At 36.4% G+C, this 15,790-nt stretch carries 11 protein-coding genes; 6 read left to right on the top strand and 5 right to left on the bottom strand.

Going from position 1 to position 15,790, the window contains the following annotated elements:
- Nucleotides 1-598: 598 nt before the first annotated feature.
- The gene (locus IGL36_RS10335) at nucleotides 599-2,365 is read right to left on the bottom strand and encodes a cell division protein (RefSeq protein WP_002385718.1); all 1,767 of its coding nucleotides are present in this window, start codon (nucleotides 2,363-2,365) and stop codon (nucleotides 599-601) included.
- A gap of 1,065 nt (nucleotides 2,366-3,430) precedes the next feature.
- Between IGL36_RS10335 and IGL36_RS10330 the strand changes: the two genes are divergently transcribed.
- The 5 genes from IGL36_RS10330 (at nucleotide 3,431) to IGL36_RS10310 (ending at nucleotide 8,927) form a co-directional block, all read left to right on the top strand.
- The gene (locus IGL36_RS10330) at nucleotides 3,431-4,723 is read left to right on the top strand and encodes a GntP family permease (RefSeq protein ID WP_002359581.1); all 1,293 of its coding nucleotides are present in this window, start codon (nucleotides 3,431-3,433) and stop codon (nucleotides 4,721-4,723) included.
- Between the two features lie 21 nt (nucleotides 4,724-4,744).
- Nucleotides 4,745-5,893, top strand: a complete 1,149-nt coding sequence (locus tag IGL36_RS10325) for a glycerate kinase (RefSeq protein WP_002356517.1) — start codon at nucleotides 4,745-4,747, stop codon at nucleotides 5,891-5,893.
- A gap of 141 nt (nucleotides 5,894-6,034) precedes the next feature.
- Nucleotides 6,035-7,048, top strand: a complete 1,014-nt coding sequence (locus IGL36_RS10320; protein WP_002356518.1) for a CdaR family transcriptional regulator — start codon at nucleotides 6,035-6,037, stop codon at nucleotides 7,046-7,048.
- A gap of 122 nt (nucleotides 7,049-7,170) precedes the next feature.
- The gene (locus IGL36_RS10315) at nucleotides 7,171-8,073 is read left to right on the top strand and encodes a diacylglycerol/lipid kinase family protein (RefSeq protein WP_002372260.1); all 903 of its coding nucleotides are present in this window, start codon (nucleotides 7,171-7,173) and stop codon (nucleotides 8,071-8,073) included.
- Between the two features lie 119 nt (nucleotides 8,074-8,192).
- Nucleotides 8,193-8,927: a YcjF family protein gene (locus IGL36_RS10310; protein ID WP_002384134.1), complete on the top strand. Its 735-nt coding sequence runs from the start codon at nucleotides 8,193-8,195 to the stop codon at nucleotides 8,925-8,927.
- 283 nt (nucleotides 8,928-9,210) lie between these two features.
- Here IGL36_RS10310 and IGL36_RS10305 read toward each other — a convergent pair whose 3' ends face one another.
- The 4 genes from IGL36_RS10305 to IGL36_RS10290 all read right to left on the bottom strand — a co-directional run bounded on the left by IGL36_RS10305 (nucleotide 9,211) and on the right by IGL36_RS10290 (nucleotide 14,897).
- Entirely contained in the window at nucleotides 9,211-10,920 is a 1,710-nt protein-coding gene (locus IGL36_RS10305; protein ID WP_002356521.1) for an ABC transporter permease/substrate binding protein, read from the bottom strand.
- Nucleotides 10,913-12,103, bottom strand: coding sequence for a quaternary amine ABC transporter ATP-binding protein (locus tag IGL36_RS10300; protein WP_002388977.1), 1,191 nt, complete (start codon nucleotides 12,101-12,103; stop codon nucleotides 10,913-10,915). The genes IGL36_RS10305 and IGL36_RS10300 overlap by 8 nt, the downstream gene beginning before the upstream one ends.
- Before the next feature lie 200 nt (nucleotides 12,104-12,303).
- Nucleotides 12,304-12,936, bottom strand: coding sequence for a GntR family transcriptional regulator (locus IGL36_RS10295; protein ID WP_002356525.1), 633 nt, complete (start codon nucleotides 12,934-12,936; stop codon nucleotides 12,304-12,306).
- 14 nt (nucleotides 12,937-12,950) lie between these two features.
- The gene (locus tag IGL36_RS10290; protein WP_002365037.1) at nucleotides 12,951-14,897 is read right to left on the bottom strand and encodes an ABC-F family ATP-binding cassette domain-containing protein; all 1,947 of its coding nucleotides are present in this window, start codon (nucleotides 14,895-14,897) and stop codon (nucleotides 12,951-12,953) included.
- Nucleotides 14,898-15,110: 213 nt separating this feature from the next.
- On the opposite strand from IGL36_RS10290, the gene IGL36_RS10285 reads away from it, so the two are divergent.
- Nucleotides 15,111-15,761 (top strand): redox-sensing transcriptional repressor Rex, encoded by a 651-nt coding sequence (locus IGL36_RS10285; RefSeq protein WP_002356528.1) that lies wholly within the window; start codon nucleotides 15,111-15,113, stop codon nucleotides 15,759-15,761.
- The last annotated feature ends 29 nt before the right edge of the window (nucleotides 15,762-15,790 follow it).

Genomic DNA, 15,790 nt, shown 5'->3' with positions numbered 1-15,790 from the left:
AACAATTGAAACAATTACTGACAACTAAAGAACACTTAGCTAAACTGCTAGTTGAAGCAGCCGAACAAATAGAATAATTCGAAAGTATTCTAGAAATTAATGAACTCTCTGCAGGACTCATTATTGGTGTATTAGGAGACATTTGCGTTTTTCTTCTCACAAATAACTAAACGCTTCTGGCGGTGTCAACACCAGAAGATATCACTATGGAAAACATACCGTCAATGAACACATGGATAAACATGGGAATCCGAAGATATGAAAGAATTTTGTATTTTATTATTATGAACATGATTCGGTAACAAGCAGCGAGCCCCAATCATCTAGTGGGTTATTACTACAAATTAAAAACGCAACCTTCGCCCAAAAAGCATAAGGTTGCGCTCATCACTGGTATCAACAAGCTCTTGAAATGTCTCCACTCGATGGTACGGCATTCAAGTACGTATGATTACTCATACACGGACTCTAACGGCCAATAAGGAATGTATCCTTACCTAATAAGTTATAACATACTTAAATTTCTAATTTATGAGGCTTATTTTGTATACTTTTTCTTGATAAAATAAATGAAAAAAGTACTTGCCTCAGTTTCTCTTTAGTTACCTTTAATATGTTTTTTTAAAAAGTAATAAATAAAAGTAGTTCCTAAACAGATATAAGCTATGATTTGGATATATGATGCAATAACAAAGGCTAGGCTGGGTTTGTAACCAATGGTTAAGGAATTTTTACCAGCTTGGGCAGGCACAATTAAGCTACCAATTTCAGATGTTTTATATTGTTGTTTTGTTAATTTTTGACCGTTGAGCCATACTTCACTATTAGAATAAGCAGTAAGTGGTAATAACATTTGACTTGTTTTATTGCTAGCGTTTATCCAATTAAATTGTAGCTGCCCTTCAGGGGTGACTTGTTTTTTACCTTTAATTTCATTATTTGCTACTTCTTTCCAATAAATATTATAAGGTTTATTTCTGACAATGATGTCAATGTCTTCTTTGTTATGAGTAGGCAAATAATCAGAAAGCGGTTTGATTACTAGCTCGAGTCCATCACCTAAGGCATGTTTGCCATTAAAAGCTTGTTTAAGTTTATTCATATCTTTAATTTTTGTGAGTGTAGAGGTAGTGTCATTAGATAAAGGAGTAGCTGATTGCCATGCCTCTGATTGTGTTAAAAGAGCTTGATTTATTAGCAAACAAGAAAGAACGGCAACAGTGACATAAGTTACACTTATACTGGTATATTTATTTTCTTCTTTTAAAGTTATTCTTTGCAAATAAAGTGTAAAACTTAAAAATAAGAGAACATAAGAAATACTAGCAAAACGTAATGGAAATTGTATTCCTTGAAGCATCTTAAATGTTGTAGGTAAGTCATCCCAAGGTAGCAAACTTGATGAAAGAAGTAGAAAAAAAAGACCGACAAGATTGATCACTTTTTCAGTCAATACTAAGGTTTTCCAATTAAAAATAGTAAAAACAAACATGAAAGTAGCGATCAAAGAAAAAATTAGCCCTAACGATCCCCAATCTTGAACACCAAGTGTAAAACTTGTAGTATAAGGCATCATTCTTTCAATAGGATAAGGCTTTAACAAATGATTGCTTGAGAAAACTTCTAACATACCAATCAAAAGACGAGAGGTTAATAGCATCGTTATTAAAACAGCCAAGATTGCATTAATAAGCATTCTGACTTTCTTTGGTGTTAGTATGAAACCAACAATAAAGAATGGTAGCAAAGCTAGCACTGTAAGTAAAGAAGTAAAAACGTGTAAGTGCATAGTTAGTGCAACCGGAATGGCTAAAATTAAAGGTTGAATCGGTTGAGCTTTATCTTTAATCATTTTTATAGCGGGAATAAAAACCAATGGCAAAATAGCACTAGCCCAGCTGGAAGAAGTTTGTATTAAGCTAAAGGAAGCAATAACATTAGTAGACATGTAGAAAAGTGATAAGCCTACTGCCAGCTTATAAGTTATCTTATTGTAACGAGCTAAGGTAAACATTGATAATCCTGCGAGAGCAAAGCAAAGAAAGCTGGAAATAATTTGAAATCTAAACCAAGTCTTTGAAAAAGCTAATAATAAGCCCATGATGAAAGTGAAGTCAGGTGCATAGACCGTATTAATAATTCGACCAGATTGTTGAAATCCGTAAAGACTTTGGAAATAGTTATAGGTATGATTTTTTTGTTGCATGTAGCTTTCATAAACTTTATTCATAAAAAAGTTGCTGTCGGTCCCTAAAATTATAGAATGACGAAATAACTGAGCTGAGACAATAATGGCAGCTGCCAACAAAATACCAATGATTGAAAATAAAGCAGACCTATTAATTGAAAATTTTTTTAAAAACACATTGATAACTCCTTAATTATATTTTATTTCATTTTATCATAGGATGGAATAAAATAAAATGTTGATTTAATAACTATAATGAGTGAACATGGAAAAAATTTTATTTATTAATAAAATTCAAAAAGTAGACAAAAATACTAATAAAGTAGGATACTCATATTAAAAATTATATTTAATAAAAGTGTTTTTGGTGTTTGTGGCCAGACCGGTAGCTTGGGAGAAAGCGTCATTCTTTGTATGAAAATAAAGGCATATGTGAGTAAAGAAATGTTGGTTAATTTATCAAAAACAATTATATCTATGAATACACAAGTAAATAGATTCTCTAAATTGCTATTATTACTTCTATAGACAGTCAACTATATTTTAATAAGGATAAAAAAACGTAACATAAAGAGTATTTATGAAGCGACGACATTAGAAAATTATAAAAAAAGCTTGTGAGAGCAATGGCTCAGTAAGGGATATAAAACAAATTCAAGTAGTTTTTGGTACACTTGAATAGGAGTAAAATATGAGTTTCTAGGTGAGCAATTGAATATAGAAGATCCCAGAAAAAAAGCCAATCAGCTCATTTGGGATGCAAAATGAATCTTTAGGAAAGCAATGGTATTTGAACAATTTTTTTCAAAAAAGTGTCTGAGCTCAGTTAAAAATATCGATAAAATTAGTTGTGTCATTTTTAAAACTCACGTCATTAATACAAAGCTTCTAGCAATGTATTGACAAGTTTTAAAAAATACGAATAGTCATGTAATGTAGCTTAGTTATCTATAAAACAACAATAGTGGATACTCATTGACATAAGGAATAAACAACAGTTATGTTACATAAATCATAAAAAGATGCGAACAAATAAACAAAAAACGTTAAACCACGATGTTATAAATACTTTGACTTTCTAATTCAAGGATCGCCTCACCATGTACTAATTTTTATTTGTGAGGAAAAGTTTAAACTAGTTTTTTTGTGCATTTGAACAATAAATCCTGTTAAATTTACAATTTTAAAAAGAAAGGACTTTGATAGAATGAAAGCGCAAACAATTTAAGGAGCTGATTTTGAATGCCAGATATTACAATATCTTGGGTTGCTGCAATTTTAGGATTAGTTGTAGCGATAGTATTAATTTTGAAAAAATTTAATCCTGTGTATTCCTTGTTTTTTGGTGCAATTGTTGGTTGTCTTATTGGAGGCGCTTCCCTGTCAGATACAGTCGCTGTTCTATTAAACGGAACACAAAGTATTATGGGAACCGCAATCCGTGTCTTAGCAGCCGGCATGTTGGCGGGTGTGATGATGGAATCTGGTGCGGCAGAATCAATTGCCAACGCCATTGTACAAAAGCTTGGCGAGAAAAAAGCTATTTTATCTTTGGCATTATCCACAATGGTAATTACAGCAGTGGGCGTATTCATTCCTGTTGCAGTGTTGATTGTTGCCCCGATTGCTCTATCTGTTGGGAAAAGTACGGGTATCAGTAAGTTATCATTATTGATTGCCTTATCAGGTGGCGGCAAAGCGGGCAATATTATTTCGCCTAATCCAAATACTATTGCAGCGGCGAACGGCTTTGATTTACCTCTAAGTGACGTTATGATTGCTGGCTTTATTCCAGCCGTATTTGGCTTAATTACAGCTGTTGTTCTTGCAAATATCATGAGAAGCAAAGGATCAATGGTCAAAGAAACGGATCTTGTAGAGGAACAAACAAAAGAATTATTACCTTTGAAAAAGGCGTTGATCGCGCCAGTGTTAGCGATTGTCTTATTATTACTTAATCCGATTGGCGCCGTTTTAAATATTTCTTTCATCAAAAGTTTGAATATTGATGCTCTGTATATTTTGCCGTTCGCCTCAGTTGTTGGGACAATTGCGATTGGGCAAACAAAACAACTGGCCTTTTATGCATCTTCTGGCTTGAAGAGAGTAACCGATACCGTTTTAATTTTAATTGGTGCAGGTGCAATTGCTGGATTAATTTCTGTTTCTGATTTATCAACACAAATTGTCCACTTAATTTCTGTTATGGGAATTTCTGGAACCTTCTTGGCACCGATTTCTGGTATTTTAATGGGCTTAGCAGTTGGTTCAACATCCACAGCGGTTATTTTAGCGACAGGTTCTTTTGGACCAGCGATTTTAGATATGGGCACATCTTCACTTTCAGCAGCAGTCATGGTGCATACTGGTGCAACTGTGATTGATAGTGTTCCTCAAGGCAATTATTTCCATATTACGGCACAAAGTATGAATATGACGATTAAAGAAAGAATTCGAGTGATTCCTTATGAAATGTGTGTCGGTGGGGTAATGACGATTGTTGCAACCATTTTATATGGCTTTATTTTAAACTAGTTGGAAAGTAGGCGCGAAAAGATGACGAAAAAATTTGTTTTGGCTCCAGACTCATTTAAAGAAAGTATGAGTGCAAAAGAAGCCTGTCTGGCAATGGAAAAAGGGATTTTAGCTGTATTTAAAGATGCAGACATTCAACACGTCCCGATGGCAGACGGCGGGGAAGGAACGGTGGATTCCTTAGTGGATGCAACAGGAGGCACAAGAGTACCAGTGCGTGTGGCAGGACCGCTTCCTGATCAAATCGTTGAAACCTATTACGGCTTATTAGGTGACCAAGAAACGGTGGTCATTGAAATGGCGAAAGCCAACGGAATTGAATTGGTTAAAGCAGCAGAACGTAATCCCTTGATCACTTCTACTTATGGTACAGGAGAGATGATTCAACATGCGCTCAATCATGGGGCAAAAAAAATCATTATCGGCATTGGTGGTAGCGTGACAAATGATGGGGGTGCCGGTATGATTCAGGCACTTGGTGCGCGTTTGTTAGACAAGGAAGGGCAAGAATTGACACGTGGCGGTGGTGCATTAGATAAACTGGCGCAGATCGATTTAACACAGTTTGATCAACGTATTTTTGCTACCGAAGTTCTAGTAGCTAGTGATGTGAATAACCCACTAACAGGGCCAACAGGGGCGTCTCATGTCTTTGGTCCGCAAAAAGGTGCGACAGAAGAAATGGTGGCTCAATTAGATAAAAACTTAGCCCATTATGCAGCAATCATCAAAAAAGAGGTCGGCATTGATGTTGAGATGATGCCAGGCGCAGGAGCTGCTGGTGGTTTGGGTGCAGGGTTACTAGCATTCACAAAAGCTCAGTTACGCCCAGGGATTGATATTGTCGTAGAAGTGAATCAATTAGAAGAAAAAATAAAAGCTGCTGATTATGTCTTTACTGGTGAAGGCGGGATGGATTTTCAAACAAAATTCGGCAAAGCCCCTTATGGCGTCTCACGTTTGGCCAAGAAGTATCAAAAACCGGTTTTCGCTTGTGCTGGCTATATCGGCAAAGATGTGGATGTCCTCTATGAAGAAGGGATGACGGCTATTTTTGGAATTTTGGCCAAAGCCGAACCATTGGAAGCAGCATTGAAAAATGGGCCAGTTAACTTAGAAAGAACCGTTGAAAATATTGCTCGTACATTACAGCTGGTGCCTTGTGACTAAGAACTAACCATGGTATCATCAGTAATGAAAGCTGAAATAAAAATGTTCAGTCGTTGATCTGAAGAATTAAGCGTTTGGGACATAAGTCATTGCGGCTTATGTCCCAAACGCTACTCGCTTTTTAGAAAGTTGGCGATAGCAATGTTAAAATTAGACAAAATCCAAGCAAATAAAATTGTTGAAAAGTTGATGGCAGATATTCCTTATAACATCAATATTATGGATGAACGAGGAAAAATTATTGCGAGTGGAGATTCTGCTCGAATTGGGGAGCGCCATCGTGGTGCAGAAAGAGCCATCAATGAACGAAAAAATATTGAAATTTATAAAGATACTTCTTTAGAGAAAAAAGGCACCAATGAACCGATTATTTTGAATGATCACATTTTAGGTGTCGTAGGCATTTCAGGAGAACCAGACGAGGTGCGCAAATTTACCAAGCTTGTGCGCTCGATTGTTCTTTTACTGACAGAAGAATTAAATACACAACAAGAACGCGAAAAAAAGAAGAAACAAAAAAATCAGTTTATCCAGCACTTAATGCATGTTGATTCTGCTTACTCAGAAGCCTTAAAACTTGAAGCGTTGGAACTATATAACCTTCAATTAGATGACCAGAATCATTGTGTACTGACCAAGGACAAGCGCTTATTATCCAGTTATTATCCTGGCCATGAAATATTTGAATGGGAAAATTGTTATCTGGTGATTACTTCTGAACCACCTCAGATAACAAAGCCAGTAACAGAATACCTTGTGATAAGTTCGGAAAAAGCCACGATTCAACAAATGGTCCAAGAGGCACAAAACACGTATTTACTTCTATCGTTTCTCCAATTAGAAAAGGCTAAGTTTTACCAAGCAGAAGATTTTTTCATTCAAGGAATTTTTAATTTTCCTTTTCATATTGAATTGGATTTTTTTGAAACCATCCAGACGATTTATGATGAATACTATGAAACCGTTATTTTTTTCGCCAATCATAACTTAAACATCAATGAAACCTCACAAGTATTACATATCCATCGAAATACATTGAATTACCGTTTGAAACGAATTCATGAATTGACGGGGATGGATCCAAAAGTTTGGCAAGATTTTTGGAAATTGTTCTATTATTTTGCCTATTGCTTTAAAGAACGTTTTGAAAAGTAGTGAGGAGCAGGAATGCTTGTTTGTTAAGCAAGTGTCAGCATATTTTTCGCCAGAATCAAAAATATCTTTTATAATAATTGTAAGGAATCAAACGATTTAGTTATCAATGAGGAGTGGTGCCAGTGAAAAAAGCAGTTTTAATTGTTAACCCCAGTTCTGGTGGTGAAAAAGCCAAAGAATTTGAAACGTTAGCAGAAGAAAAATTAAAGCAGTTATTTGATGAAGTTGTAGTGAAACAAACAGAAAAAGGCGGCGATGCAGAACAATTTGCCCGTGAAGCTGCGGAAAGTCACTTCGACAGTGTTTTCGTAATGGGGGGAGATGGAACCGTTAATGAAGGAATTAGCGGGTTGGCAGAACAAGCTTATCGCCCAAAATTTGGCTTTTTTCCTTTAGGAACGGTGAACGATTTAGCGCGAGCCTTGAATTTACCGATGGACCCTGAAGAAGCGATTCAACAATTAGATTTAGAAAAAACCAGTGCTTTAGATGTGGGGAAAATCAATGACGACTACTTTATGAATGTCGTTGCGATTGGGACGATTCCAGAGTCAATTAACGACGTGGACGTTGAACAAAAAACGAAGTTAGGAAAACTCGCTTATTTTATTTCAGGTGCCAAACATTTAGCGAATGCTCAAACGTATCCTTTTCATTTAAGATTGGATCAAAAAGAACAAACCATTGAAAGTAGTACCGTTTTAGTTGGCTTAACGAATTCAATCGGTGGGTTTGAAACATTATTACCAGAAGCCCAAGTGGATGATGGCAAACTTCATTTAGTTTATTTAAAAGATCAATCATTGTGGGATGCAGTAAAAGCCGTTCCAGATTTGTTAAAAGGCGTCGACCAGTCCACTGATAATTTAGCTTATCTAACCTTTAAAGAAGGAACAATCTCCTTAGAAAACCAAGAAGAATTAACCACTAATGTGGATGGTGATGAAGGAGCTGCTTTACCAATTACGCTGAAGATTTTGCCTAAACACTTGACGGTTTATTGCGGTGAAGAACAAACAAAATAGCTGATTTTTTGAGAAAAGCTAGAACATTTCTATTTGTTTAAAAAACAGATAAGTTCTGGCTTTTCAAATCATCTAAAAGAGAATCAATCAGGGGCTATGCTATACTTTGTTTCTACATATTGATAGATAAAGGAGTTAATGAGATGAGAAGAAAAAAACATAAAAACAAAAAGAAACAAGAACTTTTTGAAGAGATTGAAAAACAAGAATTAGCAGAACAAGAAACTAAGCAATTGAATGAAGAAATCGAAGACCCAGAATTTCGTTCTTTTTTTCAAGATGTCTTGAAAAAATTTCCACAAAAAACGTCTACGGCCATAATGAATGCTTTCGCAACTTCTAAAGGTAAAGCAGAACAATTAGTGACGAACAGTCAAACACAACTCGACAAAGTATTTGATGAATTTTTGGCTGGTGTTTCACCTGACGTGAAAAAGAAAAGTCATCAAACGATTCATTTTGCTGCATTGTCAGCAGCAATTATTGGGTTTTCACCAATTCCATTTTCGGATGCTTTTTTACTGGTACCTGTTCAATTAACTATGATGTCACGGCTGCATAAAATTTTTGGTCAGTCTTGGTCTGAAAGCTTAGGGAAAAGTTTAACCAAAGAATTAGTAGTGGTTAGTTTAGGTAAGAGCGCAGTCGGAAATATTCTAAAAGTGATTCCTGTTGTCGGAACTGTGACTGGTGGCATGGTCAATGCTTCAGTTGCAGTAGCAATTACGGAAGCGCTTGGCTGGGTTACCGTCAAAATGTTAAACGATGGTGTTGATATCTTTGATGATGTGATGTCTTTCAAAGGACAATTTTCAACATTATTTAAAGCCATCCAAAATGCTAAAAAGAAATAATCGCTGTATTGATTAACTAGGGTGAGACACATTTAAACTTTTTTAAGTAATTCGTAGCAAATTTCCAAGGTTTTCGTCACAAATTATTCACAGGTTCTCGTTAATATATAAGCATACCAACAAAACACCCAACATAAACACTTTTCATTTTTACTCCTCAAGTAAAAATAACTCCTTTCCACTCAGTCTACCCAACTGAGTGGTTTTTTTGGCGAAAAAAGAGGGCGTTGAACAATTTGTTCAACGTCCTCTTTTAATAGATGGGGAAGTCATTTGTTAAGAATTATTTTTTCCATTCTGCTACTTGGTCTTTATGTGAATCAACCCAATCACGTGCAGCTTCTTGTGGGTCTTTGCCTTCGTTAATTTCTAACATGACAGATTCCATATCCTTAGTTGTCCAATGGAAATTATCTAACACTTTGTAAGCTTCTGGTTGATCTTCTTTTAGGCCTTGGCGAGCCATTGTGTGAATCGCTTCTTCGCCGCCCATAGTGCCTTTTGGATCAGCTAAATATTTTAAATCATATTTTGCAAACATCCAGTGAGGAGACCAGCCAGTAATAACGATGTCTTCGTTGTTTTTAATTGCTTGTCCTAAGGCGACAGTCATGGCACCTGATGAAGAAGTTTCAACAGACCAATCTTTCAAATTAGGATAAGCTTCTTTAGTTTTCTCTGCTGCTGCAACAACACCAGCACCAGGTTCAATTCCAGTAATCTTTTTCCCAGCTTGATCAGATAAATCTTCGATAGAATCAACATCCATATAAGAAGGGACGACAATTCCTAGCTTTGCACCTTTAAGGTTTTCACCAAGGTCGTCTAATTTATCTTTATATTGTTTATATTGCTCTGCGTGAGTTCCTGGCAGCCACGCACCAACCATGGCATCTGTTTCACCTTTAGCTACAGATTCCCACATAATTGCGTTATCTAAAGGGGTCGTTTTAACATCATACCCCATATCTTTTAAGACTTCGGCAACCACATGTGTGGAGGCTACTTCGGTATCCCATTCCACATAAGAAAGGGAAATTTGCTTATCATTTGTTGTTGTAAAAATTGAAGCACCAACTAAGCCAGCGACAATTACAACAACCGCTGCAATAATCCCATATTTTTTCTTTTTAGAGGTGGCACCAGCTGCTTTAGGGGCTGCTTTTTTATTATTTAAATGTTGAGTAAAACGGTCAATGATAATCGCTAAAATAACTAAAGCCACACCATTTACGAAACCGTTCCCGACTTGTGCACGTTGTAAAGCGGAAAGGACGCCACGTCCTAATCCAGGCGCACCAATCATTGAAGCAATAACTACCATTGATAGAGCTAGCATGGTTGTTTGGTTAACACCAGCCATAATCGTGTTTTTCGCTAAAGGTAATTCTAATTTGAATAATTTTTGCCAGCCAGTACTACCGTAAGAATCAGCTGCTTCAACAAGTTCATTTGGTACTTGTCGAATTCCTAAATTCGTAAAGCGCACGGTTGGTGGTAAAGCGAAGATAACAGAGGCGAAGACCCCAGGAACCATACCAATTCCGAAGAATGCAACGGCTGGAATCAAGTAAACGAAACCAGGCATTGTTTGCATGAAGTCCAAAATCGGTGTAATAATACTCTTGGCTTTTTCGCTTTTCGCCATTAAAATCCCTAGTGGCACACCAATGATAATGGAAATAACACTAGAAAGTAAAACTAACGTAACGGTACTCATTAAATCGTTCCATAAGTTTTGATTATAGATAAACATTAAGCCGATAAACGTGAATAAACTTAAGCCAATTTTTTTATTAGAAATAAAGAAAGCAGCAATCGTTAATAGCACGATCAGCACAAGTGGTGGTACGGCTGTTAGTAATGCAGTAATGTTGTCCATTACACTTTGACCAATTGTTTGTAAAAAGCTGAATAACCCAGCAAATGTTGAAGTTAACCAATCAGTAAAACTTTCAACCCAAGACGCGACAGGTAATTGATACTTATTCATGTTCGTTCACCTCTGTTTCTGCAAGTGCTTCAAGTACGCTACCACGGATGACCACGCCTAATAGTTTGCCGTTATCAGTCACGGCAAGAGGCGTTTGTGCATCATAAATCAGTGGGAAAATATCATTCACTAACATATCTTTGTCGATTGTTTGAATTTCTGGATCCACACATTCTACAAGAGAAGTCCCGTTTTTACGCGCTTCTAAAGCTTTTTCTGCGCGTACCACGCCTTTTAGTTGGCGTTTTTTATCCACGGCAAGTAACATACTCACTTCTTCTTGACGCATCCGTTTTAAAGCAACAGTTGGGCCATCAATTTCAATGTTAGTAGTTAAAGCAGGTACCATAATATTTTGGGCAGTTAAGACTTTTGAACGATCCACATCTTCCACGAAGGTTCGCACATATTCGTTGGCTGGGTTGGTTAAAATTTCTTCTCCAGTCCCAATTTGCATAATTTGACCATCTTTCATCAAAGCAATCCGGTCGCCGATTCGTAAAGCTTCATTCAAATCATGTGTGATAAAGATAATGGTTTTTTTGACATTTTCTTGTAAATCTAATAGTTCGTCTTGCATTTCACGACGAATTAACGGATCAAGAGCAGAGAACGCTTCGTCCATTAATAAAATTTCTGGATCGTTAGCCAAGGCACGAGCAAGGCCGACACGTTGTTGCATCCCACCAGATAATTGACTTGGTAATTGGTCTTTAAAAGCAATTAAGCTAGAATTTTCTAAGGCTTTTTCAGCTTTTGCTTGGCGTTCTTCTTTAGGAACACCACGAATTTCTAAACCATATTCCGTATTTTCTAAGATAGTTCGATGGGGGAAAAGACCAAAGTTTTGGAAAACCATGCTCATTTTATTTCGACGTACTTCACGTAATCCTTCTTTATCTAAAGAAGAAATATCTTGTCCATCAATATAAATATTTCCTGAAGTTGGTTCAATCAAACGATTTAATAAACGAATTAATGTTGATTTCCCACTTCCTGATAACCCCATAATAACGAAAATTTCGCCTTCTTCAACTTCGAAATTTACATCATAAACACCGACTGTGGCACCCGTTTTTTCTAAAATTTCTGTTTTGCTTTTGTTGGCACGAATCATTTCAAGTGCCGGTTTGGTTTTCTTACCAAAGATCTTGGTAAGGTGATTTACTTTTACTTTTGGCAAATCATTGTTCCTCCTCATTAAAAAAAGTGACTACATCAGACTACTATAAAGTTGTCACTTTGTCAAATTAGATGAAAATCTTTCTGAAAATGAAGAAAAACAGTATTTTAACTAGGTTTTATAGTGGTTTTTTATGAAAAATAGAAATAATAAATAAAAAAAGTGACTATTTACCGCAAGATAAGTAGTCACTTTTTTGTTTAAGGATAAAAGAAATTTTGGACACGTTGTAAGGTTGATTCGTCATGTCCAACAAAATAAAGTGTGTCGTTCAACGAAATCTTTGCATATGGACCAGGTGAGACCAAAAGCTCTTCTTTGTGTTTGATAGCGATAATCGTTGCCGAAGTGTTTTGCCAAAAATTCATTTCGCTAATCGTCGCCTCAAGATAAGCAGCTTCTTCTGTTAAAACTAATGAATAAGGATTCATTGGATTGAAAGAATCAAAACGCTTTGTTTGTTCAACAAGAGTATCTAGAATGCTAGAAAAATGAGTAAGTTCTTCTTTTTGTTTCGCTACGCTATCTAGCAATTCTTCTTTAATTTCAGCAATCGTTTGAACGTCTTGATATTGTGTCACAAAGTCCTGCGCTTTTTCTTTTGATGCCACATAGAAGCCGCTGCCGTGTTTGGCTTTAACGATTTCTAAATCAACTAAAACGATAATGGCTTTGCGAGCTGTTTCTGGCGACACTTGGTATTGGTTAGCTAGGGTGGAACGGGCATGGATTTTATCTCCAACATGTAATTTGCCTTCTGCAATTTTTTCCGCAACATCAACGGCGATTTGTTGATATTTGGGCTTCGTTAAACTGATTTTTTTGGAAGCCATAGTGAATCCCTCCGTTAATTGTTATTTTCCATTTCTTCTAATTCTAAACTGAAATTTTCCCATTGCTCAAGTAGTTCATCTTGTTGCTGACGAGCGTCATCTAATTGTTGGTTTAAAGCCAGCAATTCAACATGATTTTCTAGAATGTCTGGTTGACTCATTTGTGCTTCTAATTGTGCAATTGTCGTATCTAACTGAGCAAGATTTTCTTCGACTTGTGTTATTTTTCTTTGCAAAGTACGGAGTAATTTTTGTTGCTCCTTGTTTTGATAAAAGGTATTTTTGGCTGTAACTGGTTCGGGTTTTTTCGCCGCTTCTTCATTAGCTAAGAGGGCAGCGATTTCTTCTTCCTCTTGTTTCTTTTCTAAATAATAATCATAGTCGCCTAAATAAAGTTTGCTGCCTTTTTCAGAAAGCTCAACAACTTTTGTTGCAATTCGATTGATAAAGTAACGGTCATGGGAAACGAAGAGGATGGTTCCTTCATAATCAATCAGCGCATTTTCTAAAACTTCTTTATTATCGATATCCAAGTGGTTGGTTGGCTCATCGAGAATCAAGAAATTGTCACGATCCATCGCTAATTTTGCTAATGCCACACGGGCTTTTTCGCCACCACTTAATAAAGGAATCGTTTTTTCAACATCATCTCCACTGAAGAGAAAGCCGCCTAAAATACTTCGAATCTCTTTTTCAGGTGTGGTTGGGTGTTCATCCCATAATTCCGCTAGGACCGTTTTATTGCCATGTAAATTGGCTTGCTCTTGGTCATAGTAACCTACAGAAACATTGGTGCCAAAAGTTTTACTTCCTTTAATGAAAGGAATGCGGTCAATAATTGATTTCAAGAGAGTGGATTTACCAATTCCGTTCGGTCCGACTAAGGCAATGGCTTCTTTGCGACGAATATCCAAGTGAATAGGTTCGGATAAAATATGTTCTTGGTCGTAACCAATGGCGGCATCTTCGACTTGTAAAACAACATTTCCCGAGACTTTTTCACTATCGAAAAGAAAATGCGCCGATTTTTCATCTCCTTGAGGTCGGTCTAAACGGTCCATTTTTTCTAATACTTTTCGGCGACTTTGTGCACGTTTCGTTGTAGATGCACGAACCAGATTTTTGGCAACGAAATCTTCTAACTTATTGATTTCTTCTTGTTGCTTTTCATACGCTTTCCATTCACTGGCTAATTGTTCTGCTTTTAACTCTAAGTATTTGGAATAGTTTCCTTTGTAGTGAGTCATTTTTTTGCGGCTCAGTTCATAAACTTCATTAACTACCTTATCTAAAAAATAACGATCGTGGGAAACAATCAATAGGGCGCCGGCATAGCTTGGCAAATAAGATTCCAGCCAAGAAAGCGTCTCGATATCTAAGTGGTTTGTAGGCTCGTCCAGAATTAAAATGTCTGGTTTTTGTAAAAGCATTCTTGCTAATGCAAGCCGGGTTTTTTGACCACCAGATAAGGTTTGAATATCTTTCGTGTAAAAGGATTCATCAAAGCCAAAGCCGTGAAGGACTGAACGAATTTCATTTTCATAGCCGTAGCCATTTTTTTCAGAAAATGTATGTTGCAATTGATCGTACTCTTTTAAAATTCCTTCATAAACGGAAGTGGTTGGCTCCATTTCACTAATTTTAGTTTCTAATTCTCGCATACGCTGTTCCATTTCTAGGATGTCAGCAAAGGCTTTTGTCATTTCTTCCCAAACGGTTTTATCTGATTCTAAGCCGGTATTTTGAGCTAAATAACCTAACGTAGCAGTTTTATTTTTGGCAATGGTTCCGCTATCGGGAGCATCAATGCCTGCAATGATTTTTAAAAAAGTCGATTTTCCAGCACCATTACGACCAACTAAGGCAATCCGACTTTTTGTTGCAATTTCTAAATGTATGTTTTCAAACAATGTTTCCGAGCCAAAATGCCGGGCAACTTGATTTGCTTGTAATAAAATCATCAGTAGTCCTCATTTCTAAATTCATTGCCCTTAGTGTAGCATAAAATCTGCTAAAATAGCACGTATCAAAAAATGCTTTGTGAAGGTTTATACCTTTTATCACAAACTTTTGAAGAAAAATGCTATTTTTGAGCCATAGAATTGCTTTTTATTGTGAAAAACTGCTATTATGTTAATGGATAAGATTTAAGTGAAAGTATTGGAGGTCCAATTGTGAAAGATCAAGTTATTCCAAAAGCAACGGCGCGACGCCTTCCTTTATATTATCGCTACTTAAGAATGTTACATGATACAGGAAAAAATAAAGTCTCATCAACTGAATTAAGTGAAGCGGTACAAGTAGACAGTGCGACTATTCGTCGTGACTTTTCATATTTTGGTGAATTAGGTAAACGTGGGTACGGCTATGATGTTGAAAACTTAATGAACTTTTTTGCAAAAACATTGAATGAAGATGAGTTAACCAATGTCGCATTAATCGGGGTTGGTAATTTAGGAAGTGCTTTATTAAAGTACAAATTCCATCAAAGCAACAGTATTCGTGTAAGTTGCGCATTTGATGTGAATGAAGATATTGTGGGACGCATTGTTGACGGTATTCCGGTTTATCCAATGGAAGATATGATGGAACAAATCCGTGTTCAACAAATCGAAGTAGCTATTTTAACTATTCCAGCTCGCAAAGCGCAAGAAGTTGTGAACAAACTTGCCGAAGCAGGGGTTAAAGGAATTCTAAACTTTACGGCTGCGCGTTTAGTAGCGCCACCTGAAGTATTAATTCAAAATGTTGACTTAACCAACGAATTACAAACATTAATTTATTTCTTACATCATGACAACGAATTGATTGACGAAGAAGAATAAGCAAAAGAAAAGGGCCTAGTCGTTTAGAC

It is taken from the genome of Enterococcus sp. AZ011 (genome assembly GCF_050548355.1).
Classification (GTDB): Bacteria; Bacillota; Bacilli; order Lactobacillales; family Enterococcaceae; genus Enterococcus; species Enterococcus faecalis.
This window is presented reverse-complemented; position numbering and strand designations above follow the sequence as displayed.

Bases quoted from the DNA above. Each gene is read 5' to 3' on its own strand.
- IGL36_RS10330 (WP_002359581.1), top strand. From the start codon at position 3,431: ATGCCAGATATTACAATATCTTGGGTTGCTGCAATTTTAGGATTAGTT.
- IGL36_RS10325 (WP_002356517.1), top strand. From the start codon at position 4,745: ATGACGAAAAAATTTGTTTTGGCTCCAGACTCATTTAAAGAAAGTATG.
- IGL36_RS10320 (WP_002356518.1), top strand. From the start codon at position 6,035: ATGTTAAAATTAGACAAAATCCAAGCAAATAAAATTGTTGAAAAGTTG.
- IGL36_RS10305 (WP_002356521.1), bottom strand. From the start codon at position 10,920: ATGAATAAGTATCAATTACCTGTCGCGTCTTGGGTTGAAAGTTTTACT.
- IGL36_RS10295 (WP_002356525.1), bottom strand. From the start codon at position 12,936: ATGGCTTCCAAAAAAATCAGTTTAACGAAGCCCAAATATCAACAAATC.
- IGL36_RS10290 (WP_002365037.1), bottom strand. From the start codon at position 14,897: ATGATTTTATTACAAGCAAATCAAGTTGCCCGGCATTTTGGCTCGGAA.